Origin of the sequence: Thioclava sp. DLFJ5-1 (assembly GCF_002020115.1) — a bacterium.
Lineage (GTDB): Bacteria > Pseudomonadota > Alphaproteobacteria > Rhodobacterales > Rhodobacteraceae > Thioclava > Thioclava sediminum.
Window position 1 is genome coordinate 128,106 of the sequence record NZ_MPZU01000001.1, and the last position, 23,036, is coordinate 151,141.

The following is a 23,036-nucleotide window of genomic DNA, read 5'->3' on the forward strand; positions in this document are numbered from 1 at the left end:
CCCAACAGAGATAGGTTGCGTTCACTGATCGAGAAATTGATGCAGACAACGTCAGAAATCGATATTCCGGAGACATGACACCCGACGTATCGCTTTTGCGCGTGTTCCATGCGGTCATGGAAGAACGCAATGTCACCGCCGCGGCCCAGCGGCTCGGCCAATCCCAGAGCACCGTGAGCGCGGCGCTGTCACGTCTGCGTGCGGCGCTGGGTGACGAGCTATTCCTGCGCGCCCGCTACGGGGTGGAGCCCACCGAGAAGGCGCTCGAGATCGCGCCCGACATCGCCGCCGGGCTGACGGCTGCGCAAAGGCGAACGGTTAGGTGACCCGTCCGCGTGCCTTGAACGCAGGCGTATCCCAGGCCCGCTGCGCCATCACATCGCCGAGGATTTCGGCGGCGCGGGTCACGTCGGCCTCGTCGAGGTAAAGGGGCGTGAAGCCGAAGCGCATCGCGTCGGGGGCGCGGAAATCTCCGATCACCCCGCGTGCGATCAAGGCCTGAACGACGGCGTAGCTTTCGGAGAAACCGAACGACACCTGACTGCCGCGGGCCTCCGGGTCGCGCGGGCTGAGCAGCGTGAGGTCTGGGCAGCGCGCCTCGACCTCGCGGATGAACAGCTCCGACAGCTCGATGGAGCGCTTACGCACCTCCTCCATCGTCAGCCCGTCCCAGGCCTTGAGCGCCTCTTCGAGCGCGGTCATCTGGAGGACCGGTGGCGTGCCGACGCGCATCCGCTCGACTGCGCGGCCGGGGCGATAGTCGAGATCGAAGGCGAAGGGCGCCTCATGGCCGAGCCAGCCGCTGAGTGCGGGGCGCACGGTCTCCGCGATATCGGGGCGGACATAGATGAAGGCCGGGGCGCCGGGGCCGCCGTTGAGATATTTGTAGGTGCAGCCGACCGCGAATTCGGCCCCGTTCGCGGTCATGTCCACCGGCACCGCGCCCGCGCTATGGGCGAGATCCCAGATCATCACGGCCCCGACCGCGTGGGCCTTGCGGGTGATCGCCTCGAAATCGTGCATCCGTCCCGTGCGGTAATCGACCTGCGTCAGCATCACCACCGCGACCTCTTCGGTGATGGCGTCGACCACATCTTCCGGGGCCGGCGTGCGCAGCTCGTGCCCGCGAGCCAGCGAGCGGATCAGCCCGTCCGCCATGTAGAGATCGGTCGGGAAATTGCCGTTGTCCGACAGGATCACCTTGCGGTCGGGCCGCATTTCCAGCGCAGAGGCAAGCGCCTGATAGAGTTTGATCGAGAGCGTGTCGCCCAACACGACCGAGCCTTCCGGCGCGCCGATCAGCCGACCGATCGTGTTGCCGACGCGGGCGGGTTGATCCATCCAATGCGCCTCGTTCCAGCCCCGGGTCAGCATCTGCCCCCATTCGTCGCGTGCGCAGCTCTCCAGCCGCTCCGCCACGCCGCGCGGCAGCGGCCCCAGCGAATTCCCGTCGAGATAGATCACCCCCTCGGGCAGATCGAAAAGATGCTTTCTCGGCAGGTTCGGCATGGTCGTTTTCCTCTTGTTCTCAAGGCTCGAAAGCGCGTCTCGAAACCCGGCAATCGGCTGATGGATCACGAAAGTTTCGGCTCCGGCGCACGCTACCCGCGCAACCATGCCCTCGCAATATCCCGCGCTATATGCTCTGTCTCCGGACAGGACGCGAAACGAGCGGGAGGAAACATGGAAGACCTGAGCGGGATCGACTGGGAAGACGCTTTCGAAAACGGCGGCTATATCGAGAATGGCAGCAGCTATCCCGATCTCTGGGCCAAGCGCGCCGCCGAGTTCCGGTCGCGCCACGCCGATCGGATGAGCGAAGCTGCCTATGGCGATGCGCCGCGCGAAAAGATCGACATCTTCCGCCCCGAAGGCGCGTCCAAGGGGCTCGTGGTCTTCGTGCATGGCGGCTACTGGCTGAAATTCAGCAAGGACATGTGGTCTCATCTGGCGCAAGGCGCGCTGGCACAGGGCTGGACCGTCGCCCTGCCCGGCTACACGCTCGCCCCGGAGAACAGCATTCCCGGCATCGCGCAGCAGATCGCACGGGCGATCGATCACGCGGCGGGGCTCGTGGAGGGCCCGATCCATCTCGTCGGCCATTCTGCGGGCGGGCATCTGGTAACGCGCTCGGTATCCGAGGGCAGCGCGCTGTCAGACGAAACCGCAGCGCGCATCCGGAGGGTGATCTCGGTGAGCGGCGTGCATGATCTGCGCCCCTTGCAGATGCATTCGATGAACGCGCGGCTGGGGATCACGCCCGAGATCGCCGCGGATGAGAGCCCCGCCCTGCTGAAGCTGCGCCCCGGCGTGAAAGTTACCGCCTGGGTCGGCGCGGCGGAGCGTCCGGAATTCCTGCGCCAGTCGTCCCTGCTGGCCGAGCACTGGCCGGAGGCCGATCTGGTCGCGGCCTACGGGCGGCACCATTTCGACGTGATCGAGGAGCTGTCCGACCCGTCCAGCGCGCTGGTCACGGCGCTTCTGAGCACGGATTAAGAAAGCGTCACCCGCCACCAAAACCGCCTCACCGTTCCACACATCAGCTTCACGTTCGCGCGCTCGAGCTTTGCTGCGCTTGCATTCTAACGGGCCTTGGGGTCTCAAAAGAGTGCATCTGTGCACCAAAGCGTCTTGCGAGTGTCGAACATGAGCGATGCCAAGAATACCTACGAACACAGCGTTCCCTTCTTCTGGCCGATGGCGGCGGCGATGGAATGGCAGAAGACCGGGCTCGACGCGGTCGAGAAAGGGCTGACCTATCTCGACGAGGCGGCGAAGATCACGCACCCGCCCGATCCGAAATGGGCCACGAAGAACGACGTTCTGCTCGATCTCGACACGATGCGGCTGCGCGATTTCGGCGGCACGGGCGGCGGCATTCCGGTGATTGTCGACGCGCCCTATGCCGGGCATTCCTCGACCATCGCGGATTACGCCAAGGGCCAGAGCCTGATCGAGACGCTTCTGGATGCAGGGCTGGGGCGAGTACTCTGCACCGACTGGAAAAGCGCGACGCCCGAGATGCGCGATTTCGACATCGACAAATACCTCGCCGAGATCAATGTCGCAGTCGATGAGCTCGGCGGGCGGGTGATGCTGGTGGGGCTGTGTCAGGGCGGCTGGATGTCGGCGATGTATGCCGCGCGCTTCCCCGAGAAGGTCGCGGGTCTCGTGCTGGCGGGCTCGCCCATCGACACCGATGCCGGGCACGGTCCGATCCGCAAGCTGGCCCACGAGATGCCGCTCTCGGCCTATCAGGAGATGGTCGAGGCCGGTGAGGGCCGGATGCCGGGGCGGTTCATGCTCACCGGCTGGAAGAACATGCATGCCGATCAGCAGTATTTCGGCAAGTTCGTCGATCTCTACGAACATATCGACGACCGCAATTTCATGAAACGCACCGAGCGGTTCGAGAGCTGGTACGAGAACCCCATCGACCTGCCGGGGCGCTATTATCTGCAGGCGATCGACCTGCTGTTCAAACAGAACCTGTTCGCCAAGGGGGAATTCGTGGGGCTCGGGCGCAAGCTCGATCTGGGCGCGATCACCTGCCCGGCCTTCCTGCTGGCGGGCAAGGCGGACGACATCACCACGCGCGAACAGGTCTTCGCCGCCGAGACGCTGCTCGGCACGCCGCGCAAGGATATCGTGAGCCGCCTCGTCGAGGGCGGGCATATCGGCCTCTTCATGGGCAGCCATACCCTCTCGAATGTCTGGCCGGAAATCGGTCAGTGGCTCGGCAAGCTCGGGGCCAAAGCTGGAGACACGAACAATGGACCAGACCGTCGCTGAACCGATGACGCAGGATGTGCCGCAAACGGACCGCAAGACAGGTCTGAGCGCGGCAGAGGCGGCACAGAGGCTCGAGCGATACGGTCCCAACGCGCTCCAGAGCGACGAGAAAACCCTGCTGCAACGGATCGCGGGCTATTTCTGGGGACCGATCCCGTGGCTGATCGAACTGGCGGCGCTGTTGTCGCTCGTGCTGCGCGACTGGTCCGATTTCGCGGTGATCTTCGTGATGCTGCTGCTCAACGCCGCCGTGGGCTTCAAGGAAGAGAGCAAGGCGAGTTCGGCCATCGCAGCGCTCAAGGCGCAGTTGGCCCCGAGCGCCCGCGTGAAACGGGACGGGACATGGCAGGAGATCGCCGCGCGCGATCTGGTGCCCGGCGATATCGTGCGCCTGTCGATCGGTCAGATCGTCCCGGCTGATCTGACGCTCTTCGAGGGCAAATATCTCTCCATCGACGAGGCGGCGCTGACGGGCGAGTCCCTGCCCGTCGACAAGGCGGTCGGTGACAGCGCCTATTCCGGCTCGGTCGTGAAGCTGGGCGAGATGACCGGCGAGGTTACGGCGACCGGGATGGAGACCTATTTCGGCCACACCGCCTCGCTCGTGCAGACCACGAATGGCAAATCGCATTTCCAGAAAGCCGTGATGCAGATCGGGAATTTCCTGATCGCAGCGGCGCTGGTTCTGGTGGCGATGATCGTGATCGTCTCGTTTCAGCGGCACAACCCGCCGCTCGAGGTGATCCAGTTCGCGCTGATCCTGACGGTGGCGGCGATCCCGGTCGCGCTGCCCACGGTTCTGTCGGTGACGATGGCGGTGGGCGCGGAGCGGCTTGCGCGGATGAAAGCGATCGTCTCGCGGCTGGTGTCAATCGAGGAACTGGCGGGCGTCGATGTGCTGTGCTCGGACAAGACCGGGACGCTGACGCTGAACGAGCTGACCGTCGAGGATCCGCGCCCCGCAGAGGGCATCGCGGTCGACGATCTGCTGCGCGCATCGGCGCTTGCCTGCGACCGCGACGCGCCCGATGCGATCGACAAGGCGGTGCTGGCGGCGGCGGAGGGCATTGCGCTCGACACCATCGAGACGCTCAGCTTCACCCCGTTCGATCCGGTGAGCAAACGCAGCGAGGCGGAGGTGCGTCACGGGGCAGATCGCTGGCAGGTCGCGAAAGGTGCGCCGCAGGTGATCGTGGAGCTTGCAGCCCTCGCAGATGAGGCGCGCAAGGCGGTGGAGGACGAGGTCGAAACCCTTGCGCAGCAGGGCTATCGCGCGCTCGGGGCCGCACAGAAGCGCGCCGGGCAGGATTGGGAATTCCTCGGTCTGCTGCCGATCATCGACCCGCCGCGCCCCGACGCCGCCAGCACCATCGCAGAAGCCCGCAACATGGGGATCGACGTCAAGATCATCACCGGCGACCACGAAGCCATCGCGCGCCAGATCGCGGGCAAGCTCGATCTCGGGCAGAAGATTTATCCGGCGGGCCAGTTGCTCGATGGCGACCCGGCCACGGTGGAGGCCAATGTCCGCGCCGCCGACGGCTTCGCGCGCGTCCTGCCCGAGCATAAGTTCCGCATCGTCGAGGTGCTGCAGGCCGGGCATTCCATCGTCGCGATGACCGGGGATGGGGTGAACGACGCCCCTGCCCTGCGCAAGGCCGATGCCGGGATTGCGGTGAGCGGGGCCACCGATGCCGCGCGCGCCGCCGCCGATCTGGTGCTGACCGACAAGGGCCTGTCGATCATCACCACCGCCATCGAGGAAGCCCGCCGGATCTTCGAGCGGATGACGAGCTACGCCACCTTCCGCGTCGCCGAGACGATCCGGGTGCTTCTATTCATGACGCTCTCGATCCTGATCTTCGATTTCTACCCCGTCACCGCGATCATGATCGTGCTGCTGGCGGTGCTGAATGATTTCCCGATCATGATGATCGCCTATGACAATGTCTCGGTTTCGCCACGCCCGGTGCGATGGGACATGCGGCGCGTGCTGACGGTGGCGGCGACGCTTGGCGTGACCGGGGTGATCGAGACCTTCGTGCTGTTCTGGTTCGTCGATGCCTATCTCGGCCTGCCGCGCGATCAAATCCAGACGATCATCTTCCTCAAGCTGCTCGTCTCGGGGCATATGACGCTGTTCGTCACGCGCCACCAAAGCTGGTTCTGGCGGCGGCCCTTCCCGGCGCTGCGGCTGTTCGCGACGACCGAGGCCACGCAATTGCTGGGCACGCTGATCGCGGTTTACGGGCTCTTCGTGACGCCGATCGGCTGGGGGCCCGCGCTGCTGGTTTGGCTCTATTGTCTCGTCTGGCTGCCCCTCGAAGGGGCGATGGCCTTGCTCATACGCGCGCTTTATGATCGCAGGACACAGGCGCGCGGGCACTAAGCCCCTCACGGCGCGCGCAGGAGGCACATGACGGACGAGGCGCAAGAGGCACAGGACACGCCAGCGGGCAAGTTTGGACGCGGATTGCCGGTGGGCATCTGGGCGCTGGGGTTCGTGTCGCTTTTCATGGATATCTCCTCCGAGATGATCCACGCGCTGCTGCCGGTCTATCTGATGACCGGGCTTGGCGCGACAGCGCTGGCGGTGGGTGTGATCGAGGGGATCGCCGAGGCCACCGCCGCGATCACCAAGGTCTTCTCGGGCGCGCTGTCGGACCGGATCGGACGACGCAAAGAGCTGGCCGCGCTCGGCTACGGGCTGGCGGCGGTGACGAAGCCGATCTTCCCGCTCGCGCCGAGCTTCGATTGGCTGGTGGCCGCGCGCTTCATCGACCGGGTGGGCAAAGGCATCCGCGGCGCGCCGCGCGACGCGCTGATCGCCGACCTCGCGCCGGGCAAGATGCGCGGTGCGGCCTTCGGGCTGCGGCAATCTCTCGACACGGTGGGCGCCTTTCTCGGGCCGCTCGCCGCGATCGGGCTGATGTGGCTGTTCTCGGACGATTTCCGCTCGGTTTTCTGGGTCGCGGTGATCCCGGCCTTCCTGTCGCTCGGGCTGATCCTGTTCGTAGTGAAAGAGCCCGCCCACCCCCGCACGCAACGCCGCGTGCGCAACCCGCTCGCCCGTTCGGAACTCAAGCTCCTGGGCCCTATGTTCTGGTGGGTCGTGGTGGTCGCGACGCTCTTCACCCTCGCGCGGTTCAGCGAGGCCTTCCTGATCCTGCGCGCCAATGACGACGGCATTCCGGTGATGCTGGTGCCGCTGGTTCTGGTGGGCATGAACGCGGTCTATGCGCTGATCGCCTATCCGGTGGGCGCGCTGTCCGACCGGGTCGGGCGCGTGGGGCTGCTGCTGGTCGGGCTGGGCCTGTTGATCGCAGCGGACCTGACGCTGGCGCTGGTCGGCGGGATCGGCGGGCTTGCGGTCGGCGTGCTGCTTTGGGGGATGCATATGGGCTTCACCCAGGGTCTGCTGGCCGCGCTGGTAGCCGAAGCGGTCCCGGCAGAGCTGCGCGGCACCGCCTTCGGCATGTTCAACCTCGTGACCGGCGTGGGTCTGCTGATCGCAAGCGTGCTTGCCGGGGCGCTCTGGGAAATCGGCGGCGCGCAATGGACGTTCCTGGCGGGCGCGGGTTTTGCGACGACGGCGGCGCTAAGCCTGTTGCCGCTGCGCGCGCGGTTCAATGGCACGCATAAACCCAAGGACGCGGGCTGACGCAGAGAGCGCCGCGCGGAGACCCCGCGCGACGCTTAAAGCTTGGGACGTCTCAGGCGGTCGCCTCGACCTCCAGTTCCAGTTCCTCGATCATCGCATCGCGCATGACGAATTTCTGCGGCTTGCCCGAGACCGTCAGCGGCAGGCTGTCCTTGAACCGGATCACCGCCGGAACCTTGAAATGCGCGATCTCGTCGCGGCAGAACGCGCGGATAGCGTCTTCGGTCAGTTCAGCGCCGTTGCGCGGCACGATCCATGCGGCGACGATCTCGCCGAACTTGTGATCCGGGATGCCGAAGACCTGCGCCTGACTGATATCGGGATGGGTGTAGAGGAACTCCTCGACCTCGCGCGGATAGACGTTCTCGCCGCCGCGTACGATCATGTCCTTCACCCGGCCCGTGATGTTGCAATAGCCCTCGCTGTCGATCCGGGCGAGATCGCCCGTATGCATCCAGCCGTCGGCATCGAGCGCCTCATCGGTGCGCTCGGGCTCGCCCCAATAGCCGCACATGACCGAGTAGCCGCGCGTCAGCAACTCGCCCTGCTCGCCCACATTGGCAAGCGAGCCATCCTCGCGCACGATCTTCACTTCGAGATGCGGCTGCACCTGACCCACCGAGGACACGCGTTTTTCCAAAGGCGTATCGGTGGCCGACTGGAAGGAGACCGGCGCGGTCTCGGTCATCCCGTAGGCGATGGTTACTTCCGACATGTGCATTTTCGACTGCACCTGCTTCATCACCTCGATCGGACAGGGCGCGCCTGCCATGATGCCGGTGCGCAGCGAGGACAGGTCGTGGTTCGCGAAATCGGGATGCTCCAGTATCGCGACGAACATGGTCGGCACGCCGTAAAGCGCGGTGCAGCGCTCGGCGGCGACGCATTCCAGCACGCTCTGGGGATCGAAGCCCTCGCTGGGGACGACGATGGTCGCGCCTGTGGTGACGCAGCCCAGCGTGCCCATCACCATGCCGAAACAGTGGTAGAACGGCACCGGGATGCAGACGCGGTCCTGCTCGGTCGCGAGCATCGCGTGGGTCACGAAATGCGCGTTGTTGACGATGTTGCGATGGGTCAGCGTCGCGCCTTTCGGCGACCCGGTCGTGCCGGAGGTGAACTGGATGTTGATCGGCTCGTTCGGGTCCAGCCGAGCGGTGATCGGATCGAGCGCGCTGCGGTCCTGCGCCTCGCCCAGCGCCTCGACATCCGAGAAGCGATGACATCCGGGATGCTGGGTCTCTCCCAGAGTGATGATGTCGCGCAGGTCGGGCAGCTTGCGCGTCTCGAGCTGCCCGGGCTCACTCTTCGCAAGCTCCGGCAGCAGGCGCTGAACCATCGACAGGTAATCCGAGCTCTTGAAGGTCTCCGCCAGCACCAACCCCCGGCAACCGGTCTTGCGCAACGCGAATTCCAGCTCGTGCAGACGATAGGCCGGGTTGATGTTCACGAGGATCACCCCGATCCGCGCCGTCGCGAATTGCGTCAGCAGCCATTCCGAGCGGTTGGGCGACCAGATGCCGAGCCGGTCGCCGTGCCGCAGACCGAGCGTGAGCAGCCCCGAGGCGAGCCGATCGACCCGTGCCGCGAACTCCGCCCAGGTCCAGCGGATGCCTTCCGAGGTGAAGATGGCAGCCTCGCGATCGGGCCAACGCGCGGCGGTGCGCTTCAGCACGGCCGGGATCGTATCCTCGATCAGCGGGGTATCGGTCGGTCCTGCGACATGGGCCAGACCGCGTTTCGGGGCCACACCGAGTTCAGGGTGCGGGTTCGTCTCGCTATGCATGATTTCCTCCTCTGACACCCCATCGCCGGCACATTGGGCCAACGATCCTCCATGGGGGCGCTCATATTAAATGAACGATGGTTCATTTAATGCAACCCTAAAGCGTCGAGACAAGGAATTCTGCGCTGCTCGCGAAACCGTGTTCGAGACGGTGATCGCCGTGGAGCCCAGCAAAATCTGACGACTCGCCGCGTTTCTGCTATAATTGGAGAATGTCGAATCTTCTGGGGAGGAGAGAGAATGCGACCGGAACTCACGACGCGCCGCCGCGCTTTGCGTCTTGCGTTCGAGCGTTACATCGAGGCGGACAGAGCGTGGCGAGACGCGCTTGTGGCCTTGAACGACTGGTTTCCGCCAAGCGCGGACCGTCGTCCGGGAATGATCGGAAATCCGGGTTCACCGATACGACGGCTCTATGACGCGCGCAGCCGGGCGCTGGTGCGCCTCGAGGTCACGCAGGTCAAGCTGGCCACCGCGAAACGACGGCTGGCAGAGCGCCGCGCGCGCGAACTGCCGCCCGTGTTTCTGATCGGGCCACCCTGCTGACAGCAATGCGCCGCGTTTAGGCGACGTCCCTTCAAAGTCACGGCGGAAGCGCGTTTCCGTCCTTGGGGGTGCTTGTCATTTCCCCAAGGCTGACGCAGCTTCGCAACGGGCAGCACCGGACGAGTAACGGTGCGGCGGGGTCCGACTCGCGCCTATAGCCCCGATACGCCCCTTCTCTGGAGACCTTCATGAGCAGTTTCGTCACGATCACCCACGAGGATTGCCTCGGTCACGATACCGGGCCTCATCATCGCGAGCGTCCGTGGCGGCTGGAGACGGTGCGCGGACTGATCGACGAGATGGAGCTGCCCGTCATCGAGGCACGCGAGGCCAGTGACGAGGACCTCCTGCTGGGCCATGATCCGGCCTATCTCGAAGCGCTCGAAGAGGTCTTCGCGCGGCAAGAGCATGCCGATCTCGACTCCGACACCCATGTCTCGCCCGGGTCGCGCCGTGCGAGCCGTCTGGGCGCGGGCGGTGCCTTGCAGGCCGTCGACCTTGTTCTTTCGGGCGAGGCCAAGCGCGTCTTCGTCGCGACCCGTCCACCCGGGCACCATGCGACGCGGACGCGGGCGATGGGGTTCTGCATCTATGGCAATACGGGGCTTGCCGCGCTGCATGCGCTCGAACGGCATGGCCTTTCGCGCGTCGCGGTGCTCGATTTCGACGTGCATCACGGCAATGGCACTCAGGATATCCTCTGGGACGAGCCGCGCAGCCTGTTCATCTCGTCGCATCAGGAGCCCAAGTCGCTCTGGCCGGGCACCGGGGCGCGATCGGAGACCGGGGCGCATGACAACGTGCTCAACCTTCCGCTGGCCAGCGGAAGCGGCGCCTCCGAGATGAAGGTCGCGTGGGAGGACGGGCTTGCGCGGCTCGAGGCGTTCAAGCCGGAGCTGATCATCGTCTCCGCCGGGTTCGACGCGCATCGCGAGGACGATATCTCCGGGTTGCTCTGGACCGCGGGCGATTACTGGTGGCTGACCAATGCGATCCGGGGCGTCGCGCGCCGCTGCTGCGAGGGGCGTATCGTCTCCTGTCTGGAGGGCGGCTATAACCCGACCGCGCTTGCAGAGGGGGCCACCGCCCATCTCGAGGCCTTGGCGCGCTGATATCCCGGGACGCGACAGGCCGGGTCCGGTTCGCTCCCTCCGAAAGACAAAGGCAGGCACGAGATGGCACGCAACCGCTACTATTCCGGCCCGGTCACGGACCATTTCGACGGCGAGCGGTTTCACCCGCATGGCCAGCCCTCCACCGACCGCTCCTTGCGCGACATTCTGAAATGGCACCGCGAGGGGCAGCGGGCGCGCTGGCCCAAACATGTCCCCGTCGCGCCGAGCGTGCCGCCCGCGCGTAGCGACGCGGCACGGCTGACCATGGTCGGCCATGCCTCGGTTCTCATTCAGGTCGCGGGGCTCAACCTGCTGACCGATCCGGTCTGGTCGGAGCGCGCGAGCCCGTTGCGCTTTGCCGGGCCGCGGCGCGTCACCGCGCCCGGTATCGCCTTCGACAAGCTCCCGCCCATCGACGCGGTTCTGATCAGTCATAACCATTACGACCATCTCGACACCGTGACGCTGCGCAAGCTGCATAAGCGCCACCGCCCGAAGATGGTGATGCCGCTGGGCACGGATGCGACGGTGCGACGGGCGGTCCGCGGGGCACAGATCGAGACCGGGGATTGGCACGACCGGATCGCACTGACTTCCGAGGTCTCGGTCACGTTGACGCCTGCAAACCACTGGTCGGCGCGCGGCCTTGGGGACCGGCGCATGGCGCTCTGGAGCGGTTTCTGGATCGACACGCCGCAGAGCCGGATCTGGTTCGCGGGCGATACCGGCTATGGCGACGGGGCACTCTTTCGCGACATCCGCGCCCGGCACGGCGCGCCGGACATCGCGGTGATCCCGATCGGGGCCTATGAGCCGCGCTGGTTCATGCAGCCCCAGCATGTCGCGCCCGAAGAGGCCGTGCGCATCTTCACCGATATCGGCCCCAAGCAGGCGCTTGGCTGTCATTGGGGGACGTTCCAGCTGACCGACGAGCCGCGCGAAGAGCCGCCCGCCCTGCTGGGTGAAAGCCTCGCAGCCTCGGGGATCGCGGCGGAGCGCTTCCTCCCCTTTGCCCCCGGCGAGGTCTATCTGGCGCCCTCTGGAACCTGAGACCGCCACCCCGACGCAACACGGATTCACGCCAACGTTGACGGGCACGCTTTCCCTAAATATAAAACTGACGTCAGTTTCATATTTGGAGCCGGAACGTGTCCCCCACTCTCGCAAATGCGTCGCAGGACGCCGCCGTGTTCTCTTTCCCGGAGCATCTGGCCACGACAAGCGCCGGACGCCCGAAGGGAGAGCGCACTCGCGCCCAGCTGCAGATCGCCGCCTGCAAGGTTTTACAAGACGGCGGGCCGCAGGGCCTCACCGTCGCGGAGATCTGCAAGGCAGCCGGCGTCTCGAACGGCACGTTTTACCTCTACTTCAAGGATCGCAACGCCCTGCTCGACAGCCTGCTTCGGGGGTTCGTGGCCTTCCTTCAACTGGCGATGAGGGCGGCGAGCGAACGCGAGGGCCATGATGCGCCGCGCGCGGCGACCCGCGCCTATCTCCGTCTGTTCGAGCGAAATAGCGGGTTGATGCGCAGCCTGATCCACCCGACCGACGGCTTCCCCGAAGCGCAGGCGGCGTTTCAGACGCTGAACCGGGAATGGATCGAGGCGGTGGTCGCCTCCGTGGAACGCAGGCAGCGGCAGGAGGGCAAGATGGCGCCCCCGCGCGACGAATTGCTGCGCCGCGCCTATGCGCTGGGGGGCATGGTCGATCAATACCTCTCCAACCTTCTTCTGGCGAAGGACCCGGCCCTGATCGAGATATCGCAGGACCGCGATGCGGTGCTGGAGACTCTTTCGCTGCTCTGGGACCGGGGGATGACGGCATGAGCACCATTCCCGGCGCCGAGAACCTCTCCCGCGCGGAGTTGCAGCCCGAGATCGAACGCCGCTGGCAGGCTCAGCGCGCCCATGTCGTCGCGCATTCCGCCTTCTACCAAAGGCTCTGGCAAGGGCGCAGGCCACCCGAAGACCTGCGCGACCTGCCCGAAATGCCGCTCTCCGACAAATCGCAATTGCGGATCTCGCAGGCCGAGCATCCGCCCTTCGGCGACTACTTCGCCGCCACGGGCAGCACCGCCAACCGCCTGCATCGGACGTCGGGCACCACCGGTCAGGCCATGAACCTCGCCCTGTCGGCCCGCGACGCATTGGTGACGCAGGAGGTCGGTGGGCGCTGTCACCGCTCTGCGGGGCTGACGCCCGAACACACGGTGGTGCATTGCCTGAACTACCAGATGTGGATGGGCGGGCTGACCGATCACATGACGCTGGAGGCCACGGGCGCGCTGGTCGTGCCTTTCGGCGTCGGCTCGACCGAGCTGCTGATCCAGACGATCCGCGAGGTCGGCATCACCGCGATTTCCTGCACGCCCTCCTACCCTTCCGTCCTCGAAAGGGTCATCGCCGAGAAACACCCCGGACTGACGCCACGCGATCTCGGCCTCAAACTGGGCCTGTTCGGGGGCGAGCCGGGGCTCGACGACCCCGCCTTCCGCGCCCGCCTGCGCGAGACCTGGGGGATGGAGCCGCGCAACGCGAATTACGGCGTCTCGGACGTCTTCTCGAACTTCGCGGCGGAATGTCCGCATGACACGAAGCTGCATTTCATGGCCGCCGACGTGCTGCATCCCGAGCTGGTCGACCCCGATACCGATGCGCCGATCCCGCTGGAGGCCGGGGCGCGCGGCGAATTGGTTCTGACCCACCTCGTGCGCGACTGTCAGCCGCTGGTACGGTTCCGCACGGGCGACATAATCACCATCGGCGAGACCGAGCCCTGCGCCTGCGGCTGCACCGGGTTCCGTTTCTCGGTCGTCGGGCGCTCCGATGACATGGTGGTCGTGCGGGGCCTCAACATGTTCCCCTCGATGGTCGCCGCCGTGCTCAACGAAATCCCCGAGCTGTCGGGCGACTACCGCATCACGCTCGACACGCCGCCGCCCTATGACACCCTGCCCGTCAGCGCCGAATTGGCGGAAGGCGTGCACGCCACGCCCGATTTTGCGCGCAAGGTGGAGCAACGGATCAAGTCGAAACTGGGCGCGAGCGCGCGCGTCACCCTGCTCCCGGCCCACAGCTTCCCGCGCACCGAGGGCAAGACCAAACGCGTCATCCGGAGTTTCCAATGAGCCATTTCAGCTACGATACCGTCCTGAGCCAGCTTGGCGCCAAGGGTGTGCGCACGATCACCCTCAACCGCCCCGAACGCCTCAACGCGATGAACCGGCAGCTGGTCGTCGATGTCGCGCGCGCTTTCGAGGACGCCAATGCCGACCCGGCCACCAAGGTGATCATCTTCACCGGGGCGGGCAAAGCGTTTTGTGCGGGCGATGACCGCAAGGCCCATACCCATCCCGAGACCGAAGAAGAGGCGCGCGAGATCGTGCACGCGATCCAGCGCGCGACCCACGCGATTACGCTGGGCGCGAAGCCGGTGGTCGGCGCGATCAACGGCTGGGCCGTCGGCGGCGGCTTGGAGTGGGCGATCAATTGCGACTTCCCGATCTGGGCGGAGAGCGCGAAGGGATTCTTCCCCGAGGTCTCGCTGAACCTCTTCGTCACCGGGGCCGTCACCTCACTCCTGCCCGCGCTGGTCGGGCTGAACAAGGCGCGCGAGATGCTGATCTTCGGCGACAGGTATTCGGCGCAGGAGATGGGCGAGATCGGATTGGCGTGGAAGGTGGTCGACGATGCCGCGCTGATCGCGGTGGCCGTCCAGACCGCCGAGCGCCTCGCAGATCTACCCACCCTGTCGGTGCGCGCGATGAAACGCGTTCTCAATCACGCCGCGGTGCCGGACCTGCACAGGGCGCTGCAGCTCGAGACCGATGCCACGGTCGCGGGTTTCCTCGACCCGGAGACGACGCGGCGCGTGACCGAGTTCTGATCTGCGCGGGCAGAAGCTTTTTCAAACTCCGTCACTTATTGGGATTGCTTCCTTGTGGTGACCGGGACGAAGGGTCAGATTGAGGGCGGCGGACATCCATGTGCCGCGCCCCGCTTTCGGGGCAAGCGCACGGCGGAAAGAGAGGGATGACATGAGCTGGTCCTATTCAATCGGCAAGATCGGCGGCACGGTTCTCAGGGTGCATGTCACCTTCGTTCTGCTGATCATCTGGATTACCGCCTCGGCTTGGGCGGCGGCGGGCCCGCAGGCGGCGCTGATCAACATGCTCTTCATCCTGTCGGTCTTCGCCTGCGTCGTGCTGCATGAATTCGGCCATGCGACGATGGCGGCCCGGTTCGGCGTGCGCACGCCCGACATCACCCTTCTGCCGATCGGCGGGCTGGCGCGGCTGGAGCGGATCCCGGAAAACCCCAAGCAGGAGATTTTGATCGCGGTGGCGGGCCCTGCGGTCAATGTGGTGATCTTCCTGATCCTGACGATCGTTCTTGGCGGCAGCGGCTGGCTGAGCGACCTGCAATCGCTCGACAATCCGGGCCAAAGCTTCTGGGGCCGGCTCGCGCTGGTGAACGCGCTTCTCGTGGCGTTCAACCTGATCCCGGCCTTCCCGATGGATGGCGGGCGGGTGTTTCGTGCCGTGCTTGCGCTGTTCATGGACCGGGTGAAAGCCACGCAGGTCGCGGCGCGCACCGGGCAGGTCATCGCCGTGCTCTTCGCCTATTGGGGGCTGACGAGCGGCAACCCGATCCTCGTGCTGATCGCGGCGTTCATCTTCTTCGCGGCCGGGGCGGAAAGCTCGGATGCGGCGATGCGTGGTCTGGCCCATCGTTCGGCCGCGCGGGACGCGGTCATCACCTCCTTCGTGTCGCTGACGCCCGACGACACGCTCGACACCGCCGCTCAGGCGATCCTGCACAGCTCGCAATCGGAGTTCCCCGTGCTCACACCGGACGGGCAGTTCGTGGGCTTCGTCACCCGCGAGAGCGTGCTCGCCCGGCCCGACCCCGAGTTCCGCCAGCGCCCCGTTTCCGAGATCATGTTCGACAATGTGCCCGTCGTGTCGCTGAAGACGGGGATGGACGATGTGCTCGACGCGTTCGCGAAAGGGCGCATTCCGGCCGTGGCAGTGATCGGCAAGAGCGGCAATTTCGTGGGCTTCATCAATCGCGAGAATATCGGCGAGTGGTTCATCCTCGCCCGCAGCAGCTAAGAGGGGCGCGCGCGCCCTGCCCTAGAGATAGACCGACAGGCCCCTCCAGCCCGCCAGCACCGCCGAAATCGCCATGACCACGATGGCGAGGGAGCGATACTGCGTGTTGTCGAGCCGCGCGAAGGCCGCCGTGCCCGCCCATGTCCCCAGCGCCAGCGCAGGCACCGAGACCAGCGTCAGCCAGAGCGCATCGCCATTCACAGCACCCGCCCAGATCAGCCCCGGCGTGGCCAGCAGCGAGGCCACGAAGAAGAACAACAGCAGCGACGCCCGCGTCTGCACAGCCGTGGTGCCCGCGCCCAGATAATAGGCCACCGCAGGCGGGCCGGGCATCGCGGCCAGACCGGAAAACGCGCCCGAGGCGACGCCCGCCAGCAGCGCGACCCCGCCATGGGGATGCGGGCGCGCAGGCTTGTAGCGCAACAGCAGCGCCAGCCCCGCCAGAACGGCGAGCGCGATCATCACCCGCGCGGCGTCGGCGCTGACGGCGGTGAGCGCGAAAATCCCGATCGGCGTGCCGAGCACTGCGCCCAGCGACAGCCGCGCGAGCGAGGGTTTGTGCACATGCCCGTGCAGGGTGAAAAGATCGCGGCACCCGACCACGACCTGCAGCAGCACTGCCAGCGTCACCGCCTCGACCGGCGGCACCATCAGCGAGACGATCGGCACCGCGGCCAGCGCGAAACCGAACCCCGCGATGCCGCGCAGGAAAGCCGAGAAGAACACCGCCGTGATGACCAGCAGGGTCGTTGTGCTCAACATCCGGTCACGTCTCGGCCTGCGCGATCCGCGCCGCACAGCCCGCTGCACAGAAGGCGACCAGCCCCTCGACGGAGGCTTGCGCATCGGACTGCGAGGCCAGCGCCGCGATCCGCCATTCCGAGGTCAGGAAGGCCAGAAGCGCCGCCACCGAATAGACGAACCCTTCGGCGACGACCGCCCGGCTGACCTTGGGATTCAGCGCGCAGATCTCATCCATGAAGCGCTGCGCGGTCGGGTCGAACAGATCGGTCGAAATATCCGCCCAGGCCGGATCGGCCGAGACCATCGCCACAAGCCGCGCATAGGCCAGCCATTGCGGATCGCTGCCCGCCGCCTTCGCCAGATAAGGCCGGAAGAAACAGCCGAGGATCGCCGTCAGATCGAGCGGCGCCTGCCCCTTCGCGCGCTCCAGAGCCTCCAGACGCAGACGCGCCAGCTCCTCGGCGCGCCGCTCTACCACTTCGCGAAACAGCGCTTCTTTCGAGCCCCCGTGATGGTTCACCAGACCCAGCGGCACCTCGGCCAGCGCGGCGATGTCGCGCACTTTCGCACCTTCGAATCCGTCCCGTGCAAACACCGTTTCCGCCGCATCGAGAATCCGTGAACGACTCGCGAGAGAGCGCTTCGACGGCGCCCTAAGCCTTTGTTTCTCGGTCGTCTTTTTCGTCATCAGATCGGGGCTTGCTTATTTTGAACAATGGTTCAATTTAAGAATGTCTGGGAGGAGACGCAACATGACAAATACGAGGGGCAGGTTCGCCCTGATCGGCGCGGGCCCGATGGGTCTGGCCGCGGCCAAGGTGCTGGGCGAACAGGGGGTAGACTATCAGGGCTTCGAGCTGCACAGCGATGTGGGCGGGCTCTGGGATATCGAGGGCGCGCATTCGACGATGTATGAAAGCGCGCATCTGATTTCCTCGAAGCGGATGACGGAATTCACCGATTTTCCGATGCGCGACGAGGTGGCGGAGTATCCCAGCCACCGCGAGATGGCGCAGTATTTCCGCGATTTCGCCGATCATTTCGACATTCGCCGGCATTACCGCTTCGGCGCGGAGGTGACCAAACTCGAGCCGCTGGGCGACGATGACGAGGGCTGGCGGGTCAGCTGGCGCGATGCGGAAGGAGAGCATTCGGAGGTCTATGCTGGCGTTCTGATCGCCAATGGCACGCTCTCCGAGCCGAACATGCCGGACTTCCCGGGCCAGTTCGACGGCGAGCTGATCCATTCCTCGGCCTATCGCGACCCCTCGCAATTCGCCGGCAAGCGCGTGCTCGTCGTGGGCGCGGGCAATTCGGGTTGCGACATCGCGGTGGACGCGATCCATCACGGCAAAAGCTGCGATCTCTCGATGCGGCGCGGCTATTACTTCGTGCCGAAATACGTCTTCGGCAAACCCGCCGATTCGCTGGGCGGGGCGATCAAGCTGCCGATGTGGCTCAAGCGCAAGATCGACGGCGCGCTGCTGAAATGGTTCGTGGGCGATCCGCAGAAATACGGGTTTCCCAAGCCCGATTACAAGCTCTACGAGAGCCATCCGATCGTGAACTCGCTGGTGCTGTTCCACGCAGGCCACGGCGATCTGAAAGTGCGCCCGGATATCGAACGGCTCGACGGTCACACGGTGCATTTCAAGGATGGCACGCAGGCCGAGTATGACATGATCCTCGCGGCCACCGGCTACAAGCTGCATTACCCGTTCATCGCGCCCGAGCTGCTAAACTGGCAGGGCGATGCGCCGCATCTGTACCTGAACGCGATGCACCCCAAGCGCGATGATCTCTTCGTGCTGGGGATGCTCGAGGCGAGCGGGCTTGGCTGGCAGGGCCGCCACGAGCAAGCCGAGATGGTGGCGCGCTACATTCGCGGGCTGCGCGACGGCTCGGAGGCCGCGAAGCGCCTGCAGGCGAAGAAGGCCGAAGGGTTCGAGCGTGCGACCGGCGGCATGGCCTATCTCAAGCTCGCGCGGATGGCCTATTACGTGGACAAGGCGACCTATCGCAAGGCGGTCACCGGCTGGATCAAGGCGCTCGGCGGGAAGGCGGCGGCATGACCGGGCTCGACGCGGTTCGGCTCAATTTCAGCCCCGGCGCCCTGCATCTGCTCAACGCGATCCTCGGCATCGTCATGTTCTCGGTCGCGATCGACCTATCCCCACGCGATTTCCGCCCCCTGGTGCGCAGGCCCTGGGCGCTGATCGTGGGGTTCACGTCGCAATTTCTGGTGCTGCCCGCGCTGACCTTCGGGCTGGTGCTGGCGCTGCAGCCCAGCCCCTCGATTGCGCTCGGGCTGATCCTCGTGGCGGCCTGCCCGGGCGGAAATGTCTCGAACTTCTTCACCCACCGGGCGGGTGGAAACACGGCGCTCTCGGTCTCGCTGACCGCCTTCGCCACGGTGGCGGCGATCGTGCTGACGCCGCTCAATATCGCCTTCTGGGGCAGCCTTTACGCGCCGACGCGCGCGCTGCTGCACGAGACCCATATCGATCCGGTGAGCGTGGCGATCACCGTGGGCGTCATGCTGCTTTTGCCGCTGATCGCCGGGATCGCGCTGAACCATTACCGCTATGATCTGACCACGCGCCTTCGCGATCCGTTGAAATGGATCTCGATGGCGATCTTCGTGGCCTTCGTGGCGCTCTCGCTCAGCGCCAACTGGCAGTATTTCGTGCAATTCGTCGGGCTGATCGCGGGGATGGTGGTACTACACAACGCACTGGCTTTCGCGGGTGGCTATGGCACCGCGACGCTGGCGCGGCTGTCGCCCTTCGACCGGCGCGCGATCACCATCGAGACGGGCATCCAGAATTCCGGCCTCGGCCTCGTGCTGATCTTTGCCTTTTTCGGGGGCTTAGGCGGCATGGCGATCGTCGCGGCCTTCTGGGGCATCTGGCACATCATCGCGGGCTTCGCGATCTCGACACTCATGAGACGAAAGGAGGCCGCACGATGACCCGGATCCTGATTACCGGAGCGGGCGGCATGATCGGCCGCGTACTCACCGCCGAACTGTCTGAGAGCGACCATGAGGTCATCGCGACCGATCTGGCTTGCCCCGACACCCTGCCCGAAGCCGTGCGCTTCGTGGCGATGGATGTGACCACCGACGCCCCCGCCAAGGTCATCGCGCGCGAGCGGCCCGAGGTGATCGTGCATCTCGCCTCCATCGTGACCCCCGGCCCCGGCATGGGGCGCGAGCTGGCCTATAAGGTCGATGTGGAGGGCACCCGCAAGGTGCTGGAGGCGGCGCATTCGGTCGGGGTTCGGCGGCTCGTCGTCACCTCCTCGGGCGCGGCCTATGGCTATCACGCCGACAATCCCGTGCCGCTGCGCGAGAGCGACCCTGTGCGCGGCAATCCCGAGTTCGCCTATGCCGATCACAAGCGGCAGGTCGAGGAGATGCTGGCCGAGGCGCGCGACACCCACCCTGCCCTCGAGCAGGTCGTGCTGCGGGTGGGTACGGTTCTGGGCAAGGGCACCGACAACCAGATCACCGCGCTTTTCCGCAAGCCGCGCCTGCTCGCGCTGAGAGGCTGCGAGAGCCCCTTCGTCTTCATCTGGACCCGCGATCTCGCGCGCATCCTGATCCGCGCCGCGACCGATGGCCCGCCGGGCATCTTCAACGTGGCGGGCGACGGCGCTTTGGGCGTCACCGATCTGGCGCGACGTCTGCGCAAACCGGTGCGCCGCCTGCCCGCGCTTGGCATCAAGGCCGCGCTCGCCCTCGCCCATCCGCTGGGGCTGAGCCGCTACGGGCCAGAGCAGGTGCGCTTCCTGCAATACCGCCCCGTGCTGGCCAATGACGCGCTGAAGGAGGTCTTCGGCTACACGCCCGAGCTGACCAGCGCGGAAGTTTTCGACCTCTGGGCCTGCGAGGCCGGGCTATGAGCGCGCGGGTTGCGGTAATCTCGGGCGGTGCCGGGGGGCTTGGGCAGGCGCTCTCGGCGGGGCTGCGCGCCGAGGGATGGCAGGTCGTTCTGCTCGATCGGGATATCTCGGGGCTGACGGCCAAGCCAAACGAAGAAGCCATCGCCTGCGATCTGACCGATCCGGCGCAGCTTGCCAGCGCCTGCGCCGATATCTGCGCGCGTCACCCCCGCATCGACCTCGTGATCTACAACGCGGGCGTCACCCAGATCGGGCCGTTCTCGGAGCTGACCGAGGCCGCGCATCGCAAGGTCTTCGAGATCAACTATTTCGCGGCCACCGCAATGGCGCGGCAGTTCCTCGAACCCGTGCGGGAAAGCCACGGCACGCATCTGGCGATTTCCTCAGTCGCGGGGTTCTCGCCGCTCTACCACCGCACGGCCTATGCGGCGTCGAAACACGCGCTCGAAGGTTTCTTCAAATCGCTGCGCTCGGAGGAGGCCCCTCACGGCGTGCGCGTGCAGATCGCGGCGCCGTCTTTCGTGGCGACCAATCTCGACCGGGCCGAGCGGCAATCCGACGGCATCGCGCGCCCCGGAGCGGCCGCCGACGGGGTGGATTACATGACGCCCGAGGCTGCCGCACAGGTGACCCTCGCCGGGCTCAAGCGAGGCCGCCCGATGATCCCGGTGGGCCGCGTCGCGCGGCTCGCGTGGTGGATCAACCGCGCCTCGCCCCGGCTGTTCCAGCGGCTCATGGAGCGCAACATCGCGAAGGGCCAATCCTGAGGCCGAACACAGTGACCTTCCGCTAGAGATCGAGAAAAATCGCGCCCGACTTGATCGAGCGCATTGAAGCGATGCGCCCCCTCAGCGCTAATCTGGCTCCGACCCTGTGAAGGTCGGAGGCCCGTGATGCGATCACTCTCATCGATAGTTTCCCGTACCCCGGTGGATGGGTGCGACCGAATGCTCCACCTCGGGCGCGTTGACTCCATTTGCGCGAATGCGCATATGCGAATGTAGGAATGGAGGCACCGATGATCGTGACTGTTCTTTCCGCGCTTGCCGAACCCACCCGGCTGGGGGCGATGCAGCTTTTGCATGACGGGGGCGAGCATTGCGCCTGCGAATTGATGGCGCGTCTCAATGCCACCCAGTCGCGCATGTCGCGCCATATGGGCGTGCTGAAAGCCGCCGGGCTGGTGGTCGACCGGCGCGATGCGCAATGGGTCCGGTATCGGGTGAACCCCGACCTCTCCCCGGAAATCCAGCAGATTCTGAGCGCCGTCATGAAAGCCAGCGCCAAGACGGAAAGGACCGCGGCATGAGTGTGACACAGCATGAAACCTCGCAGGGCGGGATGCCCGGCTGGGCGTGGAGCGTGGTCGTCGCGGCAGGCCTCGTCGCGTGGTGGGTGGTTTACCACCAGCTCCCGGCCCTCTCCGAATGGATCGTCTCGCTGCTGCCGGTCGCCCGCGACACCCATACCGGCGAGGCGCTGGCCTTCTTCTTCTACGACGTGCCGAAAGTGATGATGCTGCTCACCCTGATCGTCTTCGCGATGGGGGTCGTGCGCAGCTTCTTCAGCCCCGAAAAGACCCGCGCGCTTCTCTCGGGCAAGCGCGAGGGCGTCGGCAACGTGATGGCGGCGGGCCTGGGCGTCTTGACCCCGTTCTGCTCCTGCTCGGCGGTGCCGCTGTTCATGGGATTCGTCTCCGCGGGCATCCCGCTGGGCGTCACCTTCTCCTTCCTGATCGCAGCCCCGATGGTCAACGAAGTGGCGCTGATCCTGCTGGTCGGCCTCGTCGGCTGGTCTGTGGCGCTGGTCTATCTCGCCTTCGGCCTCGCCATCGCGATCATCGCGGGCTGGGTGATCGGCAGGCTCCATGTCGAGGGCTGGCTGCAGGACTGGGTGCGCGACATCCATTCCGGCGCGACCACGCCGGGCGCGGTCGAGAGCGACGATCTGAGCATGACCGACCGCTATCGTCTGGGCTTCGAGGCGGTGCGCGAGATCTTCGCCAAGGTCTGGATCTGGATCATCGTCGGGATCGCGATGGGCGCGCTGATCCACGGCTATGTGCCGCAGGACCTGATGGTGCGCATCATGGGCTCGGGCACGTGGTGGTCGGTGCCGGCCGCGGTGCTGATGGGCGTGCCGATGTACACCAACGCCGCCGGCGTCATCCCCATCGTCGAGGCGCTTCTTGGCAAGGGCGCGGCGCTCGGCACGGTTCTGGCCTTCATGATGTCGGTGATCGCGCTGTCGATGCCCGAGATGATCATCCTGCGACAGGTTCTCAAACTGCGCCTGATCGCGGTGTTCATCGGGGTCGTCGCCAGCGGCATCCTCGCCGTCGGCTTCCTGTTCAACGCATTGTTCTAAGGAGAA

22 protein-coding genes are annotated in these 23,036 nt (G+C 65.8%); 18 read left to right on the forward strand and 4 right to left on the reverse strand.

Features of this window, described 5'->3' with window-relative positions:
- The first annotated feature begins 74 nt into the window (after positions 1 to 74).
- A complete protein-coding gene (locus tag BMI86_RS00650) occupies positions 75 to 326 on the forward strand; it encodes a LysR family transcriptional regulator (protein WP_078539318.1) in 252 nt (83 codons plus the stop codon).
- Here the strand turns inward: BMI86_RS00650 and kynU are convergent.
- Positions 319 to 1,509 carry a kynureninase gene (gene kynU / locus BMI86_RS00655; RefSeq protein ID WP_078539319.1) on the reverse strand — a complete coding sequence of 397 codons (1,191 nt, stop codon included), beginning with the start codon at positions 1,507 to 1,509 and terminating at the stop codon, positions 319 to 321. The two genes, BMI86_RS00650 and kynU, sit on opposite strands and share 8 nt — an antisense overlap.
- A gap of 174 nt (positions 1,510 to 1,683) precedes the next feature.
- Between kynU and BMI86_RS00660 the strand changes: the two genes are divergently transcribed.
- From BMI86_RS00660 to BMI86_RS00675, 4 genes are all read left to right on the forward strand, one after another.
- Positions 1,684 to 2,496, forward strand: a complete 813-nt coding sequence (locus BMI86_RS00660) for an alpha/beta hydrolase (RefSeq protein ID WP_078539320.1) — start codon at positions 1,684 to 1,686, stop codon at positions 2,494 to 2,496.
- A 150-nt stretch (positions 2,497 to 2,646) separates the two neighbouring features.
- Complete coding sequence (locus BMI86_RS00665; RefSeq protein ID WP_210402680.1) at positions 2,647 to 3,792, forward strand: alpha/beta fold hydrolase; 1,146 nt, start codon at positions 2,647 to 2,649, stop codon at positions 3,790 to 3,792.
- Positions 3,773 to 6,181, forward strand: coding sequence for a plasma-membrane proton-efflux P-type ATPase (locus BMI86_RS00670; protein WP_078539321.1), 2,409 nt, complete (start codon positions 3,773 to 3,775; stop codon positions 6,179 to 6,181). The genes BMI86_RS00665 and BMI86_RS00670 overlap by 20 nt, the downstream gene beginning before the upstream one ends.
- A 27-nt stretch (positions 6,182 to 6,208) precedes the next feature.
- Positions 6,209 to 7,453 (forward strand): MFS transporter, encoded by a 1,245-nt coding sequence (locus BMI86_RS00675; protein WP_078539322.1) that lies wholly within the window; start codon positions 6,209 to 6,211, stop codon positions 7,451 to 7,453.
- A gap of 52 nt (positions 7,454 to 7,505) precedes the next feature.
- Here BMI86_RS00675 and BMI86_RS00680 read toward each other — a convergent pair whose 3' ends face one another.
- A complete protein-coding gene (locus BMI86_RS00680) occupies positions 7,506 to 9,239 on the reverse strand; it encodes an AMP-binding protein (RefSeq protein ID WP_078539323.1) in 1,734 nt (577 codons plus the stop codon).
- Between the two features lie 240 nt (positions 9,240 to 9,479).
- On the opposite strand from BMI86_RS00680, the gene BMI86_RS00685 reads away from it, so the two are divergent.
- The 7 genes from BMI86_RS00685 to BMI86_RS00715 all read left to right on the forward strand — a co-directional run bounded on the left by BMI86_RS00685 (position 9,480) and on the right by BMI86_RS00715 (position 16,013).
- Positions 9,480 to 9,785: a hypothetical protein gene (locus tag BMI86_RS00685; protein WP_078539324.1), complete on the forward strand. Its 306-nt coding sequence runs from the start codon at positions 9,480 to 9,482 to the stop codon at positions 9,783 to 9,785.
- A gap of 188 nt (positions 9,786 to 9,973) precedes the next feature.
- Positions 9,974 to 10,897, forward strand: coding sequence for a histone deacetylase family protein (locus tag BMI86_RS00690; RefSeq protein ID WP_078539325.1), 924 nt, complete (start codon positions 9,974 to 9,976; stop codon positions 10,895 to 10,897).
- Positions 10,898 to 10,960: 63 nt separating this feature from the next.
- A complete protein-coding gene (locus tag BMI86_RS00695; protein WP_078539326.1) occupies positions 10,961 to 11,950 on the forward strand; it encodes an MBL fold metallo-hydrolase in 990 nt (329 codons plus the stop codon).
- A 98-nt stretch (positions 11,951 to 12,048) separates the two neighbouring features.
- Complete coding sequence (locus tag BMI86_RS00700; RefSeq protein ID WP_246831601.1) at positions 12,049 to 12,726, forward strand: TetR/AcrR family transcriptional regulator; 678 nt, start codon at positions 12,049 to 12,051, stop codon at positions 12,724 to 12,726.
- Positions 12,723 to 14,027 (forward strand): AMP-binding protein, encoded by a 1,305-nt coding sequence (locus tag BMI86_RS00705; RefSeq protein ID WP_078539328.1) that lies wholly within the window; start codon positions 12,723 to 12,725, stop codon positions 14,025 to 14,027. The genes BMI86_RS00700 and BMI86_RS00705 overlap by 4 nt, the downstream gene beginning before the upstream one ends.
- A complete protein-coding gene (locus BMI86_RS00710) occupies positions 14,024 to 14,785 on the forward strand; it encodes an enoyl-CoA hydratase/isomerase family protein (RefSeq protein ID WP_078539329.1) in 762 nt (253 codons plus the stop codon). Before BMI86_RS00705 ends, BMI86_RS00710 begins: the two co-directional genes overlap by 4 nt.
- A 151-nt stretch (positions 14,786 to 14,936) precedes the next feature.
- On the forward strand, positions 14,937 to 16,013 hold the full coding sequence (locus BMI86_RS00715) for a site-2 protease family protein (RefSeq protein WP_078539330.1): 1,077 nt from the start codon (positions 14,937 to 14,939) through the stop codon (positions 16,011 to 16,013).
- Between the two features lie 21 nt (positions 16,014 to 16,034).
- On the opposite strand, the gene BMI86_RS00720 is transcribed toward BMI86_RS00715, so the two are convergent.
- Both BMI86_RS00720 and BMI86_RS00725 read right to left on the reverse strand, forming a co-directional pair.
- Entirely contained in the window at positions 16,035 to 16,775 is a 741-nt protein-coding gene (locus tag BMI86_RS00720; RefSeq protein ID WP_078539331.1) for a sulfite exporter TauE/SafE family protein, read from the reverse strand.
- Between the two features lie 4 nt (positions 16,776 to 16,779).
- Positions 16,780 to 17,445 (reverse strand): TetR/AcrR family transcriptional regulator, encoded by a 666-nt coding sequence (locus tag BMI86_RS00725; RefSeq protein WP_210402681.1) that lies wholly within the window; start codon positions 17,443 to 17,445, stop codon positions 16,780 to 16,782.
- A gap of 64 nt (positions 17,446 to 17,509) precedes the next feature.
- On the opposite strand from BMI86_RS00725, the gene BMI86_RS00730 reads away from it, so the two are divergent.
- The 6 genes from BMI86_RS00730 (at position 17,510) to BMI86_RS00755 (ending at position 23,030) form a co-directional block, all read left to right on the forward strand.
- Positions 17,510 to 18,829, forward strand: a complete 1,320-nt coding sequence (locus BMI86_RS00730; protein WP_078539333.1) for an NAD(P)-binding domain-containing protein — start codon at positions 17,510 to 17,512, stop codon at positions 18,827 to 18,829.
- Positions 18,826 to 19,728, forward strand: a complete 903-nt coding sequence (locus BMI86_RS00735) for a bile acid:sodium symporter family protein (protein WP_078519207.1) — start codon at positions 18,826 to 18,828, stop codon at positions 19,726 to 19,728. The genes BMI86_RS00730 and BMI86_RS00735 overlap by 4 nt, the downstream gene beginning before the upstream one ends.
- Entirely contained in the window at positions 19,725 to 20,663 is a 939-nt protein-coding gene (locus tag BMI86_RS00740) for an SDR family oxidoreductase (RefSeq protein ID WP_078539334.1), read from the forward strand. Before BMI86_RS00735 ends, BMI86_RS00740 begins: the two co-directional genes overlap by 4 nt.
- Entirely contained in the window at positions 20,660 to 21,430 is a 771-nt protein-coding gene (locus BMI86_RS00745) for an SDR family NAD(P)-dependent oxidoreductase (RefSeq protein WP_078539335.1), read from the forward strand. The genes BMI86_RS00740 and BMI86_RS00745 overlap by 4 nt, the downstream gene beginning before the upstream one ends.
- Before the next feature lie 251 nt (positions 21,431 to 21,681).
- Positions 21,682 to 21,972 carry a metalloregulator ArsR/SmtB family transcription factor gene (locus BMI86_RS00750; protein ID WP_078539336.1) on the forward strand — a complete coding sequence of 97 codons (291 nt, stop codon included), beginning with the start codon at positions 21,682 to 21,684 and terminating at the stop codon, positions 21,970 to 21,972.
- Positions 21,973 to 22,004: 32 nt separating this feature from the next.
- Positions 22,005 to 23,030, forward strand: a complete 1,026-nt coding sequence (locus BMI86_RS00755) for a permease (RefSeq protein ID WP_143594713.1) — start codon at positions 22,005 to 22,007, stop codon at positions 23,028 to 23,030.
- The last annotated feature ends 6 nt before the right edge of the window (positions 23,031 to 23,036 follow it).

Coding starts and splice junctions, on each gene's coding strand:
- BMI86_RS00650 (WP_078539318.1), top strand. CDS start 75: ATGACACCCGACGTATCGCTTTTGCGCGTGTTCCATGCGGTCATGGAA.
- kynU (WP_078539319.1), bottom strand. CDS start 1,509: ATGCCGAACCTGCCGAGAAAGCATCTTTTCGATCTGCCCGAGGGGGTG.
- BMI86_RS00660 (WP_078539320.1), top strand. CDS start 1,684: ATGGAAGACCTGAGCGGGATCGACTGGGAAGACGCTTTCGAAAACGGC.
- BMI86_RS00665 (WP_210402680.1), top strand. CDS start 2,647: ATGAGCGATGCCAAGAATACCTACGAACACAGCGTTCCCTTCTTCTGG.
- BMI86_RS00670 (WP_078539321.1), top strand. CDS start 3,773: ATGGACCAGACCGTCGCTGAACCGATGACGCAGGATGTGCCGCAAACG.
- BMI86_RS00675 (WP_078539322.1), top strand. CDS start 6,209: ATGACGGACGAGGCGCAAGAGGCACAGGACACGCCAGCGGGCAAGTTT.
- BMI86_RS00680 (WP_078539323.1), bottom strand. CDS start 9,239: ATGCATAGCGAGACGAACCCGCACCCTGAACTCGGTGTGGCCCCGAAA.
- BMI86_RS00685 (WP_078539324.1), top strand. CDS start 9,480: ATGCGACCGGAACTCACGACGCGCCGCCGCGCTTTGCGTCTTGCGTTC.
- BMI86_RS00690 (WP_078539325.1), top strand. CDS start 9,974: ATGAGCAGTTTCGTCACGATCACCCACGAGGATTGCCTCGGTCACGAT.
- BMI86_RS00695 (WP_078539326.1), top strand. CDS start 10,961: ATGGCACGCAACCGCTACTATTCCGGCCCGGTCACGGACCATTTCGAC.
- BMI86_RS00705 (WP_078539328.1), top strand. CDS start 12,723: ATGAGCACCATTCCCGGCGCCGAGAACCTCTCCCGCGCGGAGTTGCAG.
- BMI86_RS00710 (WP_078539329.1), top strand. CDS start 14,024: ATGAGCCATTTCAGCTACGATACCGTCCTGAGCCAGCTTGGCGCCAAG.
- BMI86_RS00715 (WP_078539330.1), top strand. CDS start 14,937: ATGAGCTGGTCCTATTCAATCGGCAAGATCGGCGGCACGGTTCTCAGG.
- BMI86_RS00720 (WP_078539331.1), bottom strand. CDS start 16,775: ATGTTGAGCACAACGACCCTGCTGGTCATCACGGCGGTGTTCTTCTCG.
- BMI86_RS00725 (WP_210402681.1), bottom strand. CDS start 17,445: ATGACGAAAAAGACGACCGAGAAACAAAGGCTTAGGGCGCCGTCGAAG.
- BMI86_RS00730 (WP_078539333.1), top strand. CDS start 17,510: ATGACAAATACGAGGGGCAGGTTCGCCCTGATCGGCGCGGGCCCGATG.
- BMI86_RS00735 (WP_078519207.1), top strand. CDS start 18,826: ATGACCGGGCTCGACGCGGTTCGGCTCAATTTCAGCCCCGGCGCCCTG.
- BMI86_RS00740 (WP_078539334.1), top strand. CDS start 19,725: ATGACCCGGATCCTGATTACCGGAGCGGGCGGCATGATCGGCCGCGTA.
- BMI86_RS00745 (WP_078539335.1), top strand. CDS start 20,660: ATGAGCGCGCGGGTTGCGGTAATCTCGGGCGGTGCCGGGGGGCTTGGG.
- BMI86_RS00750 (WP_078539336.1), top strand. CDS start 21,682: ATGATCGTGACTGTTCTTTCCGCGCTTGCCGAACCCACCCGGCTGGGG.
- BMI86_RS00755 (WP_143594713.1), top strand. CDS start 22,005: ATGCCCGGCTGGGCGTGGAGCGTGGTCGTCGCGGCAGGCCTCGTCGCG.